The organism is Arthrobacter sp. NPDC057388 (assembly GCF_042668165.1).
Classification (GTDB): Bacteria; Actinomycetota; Actinomycetes; order Actinomycetales; family Micrococcaceae; genus Arthrobacter.
Genome location: NZ_JBHVBL010000097.1, coordinates 1 through 3152 on the forward strand (window position 1 = coordinate 1; position 3152 = coordinate 3152).

Here is a 3152-nt window from a genome sequence, read left to right on the forward strand (position 1 = left end):
GATATGAGAAGGCAGACCCGGGGAACTGAAACATCTAAGTACCCGGAGGAAGAGAAAGCAAATGCGATTCCCTGAGTAGCGGCGAGCGAAACGGGATTAGCCCAAACAAAGAGGCTTGCCTATTGGGGTTGTAGTACACTCTGTACGGAGTTACAAAGGAACGAGGTAGATGAAGAGGTCTGGAAAGGCCCGCCATAGGAGGTAACAGCCCTGTAGTCAAAACTTCGTTCTCTCCTGAGTGGATCCTGAGTACGGCGGAACACGTGAAATTCCGTCGGAATCCGGGAGGACCATCTCCCAAGGCTAAATACTCCCTAGTGACCGATAGTGAACCAGTACCGTGAGGGAAAGGTGAAAAGCACCCCGGAAGGGGAGTGAAAGAGATCCTGAAACCGTGTGCCTACAAGTAGTCAGAGCCCGTTAACGGGTGATGGCGTGCCTTTTGTAGAATGAACCGGCGAGTTACGATCCCGTGCAAGGTTAAGCAGAAGATGCGGAGCCGCAGCGAAAGCGAGTCTGAATAGGGCGCATGAGTACGTGGTCGTAGACCCGAAACCAGGTGATCTACCCATGTCCAGGGTGAAGTTCAGGTAACACTGAATGGAGGCCCGAACCCACGCACGTTGAAAAGTGCGGGGATGAGGTGTGGGTAGGGGTGAAATGCCAATCGAACCTGGAGATAGCTGGTTCTCTCCGAAATAGCTTTAGGGCTAGCCTCAAGGTAAGAGTCTTGGAGGTAGAGCACTGATTGGACTAGGGGCCCCTACCGGGTTACCGAATTCAGTCAAACTCCGAATGCCAATGACTTATCCTTGGGAGTCAGACTGCGAGTGATAAGATCCGTAGTCGAAAGGGAAACAGCCCAGACCGCCAGCTAAGGTCCCAAAGTATACGTTAAGTGGAAAAGGATGTGGAGTTGCTTAGACAACCAGGATGTTGGCTTAGAAGCAGCCACCATTTAAAGAGTGCGTAATAGCTCACTGGTCGAGTGACTCTGCGCCGAAAATGTACCGGGGCTAAACGTATCACCGAAGCTGCGGACTGTTCTTCGAACAGTGGTAGGAGAGCGTTCTAAGGGCTGTGAAGCCAGACCGGAAGGACTGGTGGAGCGCTTAGAAGTGAGAATGCCGGTATGAGTAGCGAAAGAGGGGTGAGAATCCCCTCCACCGAATGCCTAAGGTTTCCTGAGGAAGGCTCGTCCGCTCAGGGTTAGTCGGGACCTAAGCCGAGGCCGAAAGGCGTAGGCGATGGACAACAGGTTGATATTCCTGTACCACCTCCTCACCATTTGAGCAATGGGGGGACGCAGGAGGATAGGGTAAGCGCGGTATTGGATATCCGCGTCCAAGCAGTTAGGCTGGGAAATAGGCAAATCCGTTTCCCATAAGGCTGAGCTGTGATGGCGAGCGAAATATAGTAGCGAAGTTCCTGATTCCACACTGCCAAGAAAAGCCTCTAGCGAGGTGAGAGGTGCCCGTACCGCAAACCGACACAGGTAGGCGAGGAGAGAATCCTAAGGTGATCGAGAGAACTCTCGTTAAGGAACTCGGCAAAATGACCCCGTAACTTCGGGAGAAGGGGTGCTCTGTTAGGGTGCAAGCCCGAGAGAGCCGCAGTGAATAGGCCCAGGCGACTGTTTAGCAAAAACACAGGTCTCTGCGAAGCCGTAAGGCGAAGTATAGGGGCTGACGCCTGCCCGGTGCTGGAAGGTTAAGAGGAGCGCTTAGCGTAAGCGAAGGTGCGAATTGAAGCCCCAGTAAACGGCGGCCGTAACTATAACGGTCCTAAGGTAGCGAAATTCCTTGTCGGGTAAGTTCCGACCCGCACGAAAGGCGCAACGATCTGGGCACTGTCTCAACGAGAGACTCGGTGAAATTATAGTACCTGTGAAGATGCAGGTTACCCGCGACAGGACGGAAAGACCCCGTGGAGCTTTACTGCAGCCTGATATTGAATGTTGGTACAGCTTGTACAGGATAGGTAGGAGCCTTGGAAACCGGAGCGCCAGCTTCGGTGGAGGCATCGGTGGGATACTACCCTGGCTGTATTGACCTTCTAACCCGCCGCCCTTATCGGGCGGGGAGACAGTGTCAGGTGGGCAGTTTGACTGGGGCGGTCGCCTCCTAAAAGGTAACGGAGGCGCCCAAAGGTTCCCTCAGAATGGTTGGAAATCATTCGCAGAGTGTAAAGGCACAAGGGAGCTTGACTGCGAGACCTACAAGTCGAGCAGGGACGAAAGTCGGGCTTAGTGATCCGGTGGTTCCGCATGGAAGGGCCATCGCTCAACGGATAAAAGCTACCCCGGGGATAACAGGCTTATCTCCCCCAAGAGTCCACATCGACGGGGAGGTTTGGCACCTCGATGTCGGCTCATCGCATCCTGGGGCTGTAGTCGGTCCCAAGGGTTGGGCTGTTCGCCCATTAAAGCGGTACGCGAGCTGGGTTCAGAACGTCGTGAGACAGTTCGGTCCCTATCCGTCGCGGGCGCAGGAAATTTGAGAGGAGCTGTCCTTAGTACGAGAGGACCGGGATGGACGCACCGCTGGTGTACCAGTTGTTCTGCCAAGGGCATCGCTGGGTAGCTATGTGCGGACGGGATAAGTGCTGAAAGCATCTAAGCATGAAGCCCCCCTCAAGATGAGATTTCCCATTCCGCAAGGAAGTAAGATCCCTGAAAGATGATCAGGTTGATAGGTCTGAGGTGGAAGTGTGGCGACACATGGAGCTGACAGATACTAATCGATCGAGGACTTAACCATATTTTTGAATGATGTCACATCTGTTATCTAGTTTTGAGAGAACACTCTCAATTTGTTTGGTGGCGATAGCGAAGAGGTCACACCCGTTCCCATACCGAACACGGAAGTTAAGCTCTTCAGCGCCGATGGTAGTCGGGGGTTTCCCCCTGTGAGAGTAGGACGCCGCCAAGCAGATTTATTAATTCTACCATGTTTGTTTATGAAGCTTTATATTATTCCGCAGTAGCTCAGTGGTAGAGCTATCGGCTGTTAACCGATCGGTCGTAGGTTCGAATCCTACCTGCGGAGCCATTGCTTCCATAGCTCAGCAGGTAGAGCACTTCCATGGTAAGGAAGAGGTCAGCGGTTCGAGCCCGCTTGGAAGCTTATCTAAAATACGTTGATCTTATGCTG

At 53.1% G+C, this 3152-nt stretch carries 2 tRNA genes and 2 rRNA genes; all 4 read left to right on the forward strand.

From position 1 onward, the window contains the following. Positions 1-2759: ribosomal RNA gene (locus ACFUTU_RS21285) — 23S ribosomal RNA — on the forward strand; the annotation flags it as partial. Positions 2760-2814: 55 nt separating this feature from the next. Further along, a 5S ribosomal RNA gene (gene rrf, locus ACFUTU_RS21290) occupies positions 2815-2930 on the forward strand. Between the two features lie 45 nt (positions 2931-2975). Continuing rightward, positions 2976-3050, forward strand: a tRNA-Asn gene (locus tag ACFUTU_RS21295). 2 nt (positions 3051-3052) lie between these two features. Next, a tRNA-Thr gene (locus ACFUTU_RS21300) sits at positions 3053-3125 on the forward strand. The last annotated feature ends 27 nt before the right edge of the window (positions 3126-3152 follow it).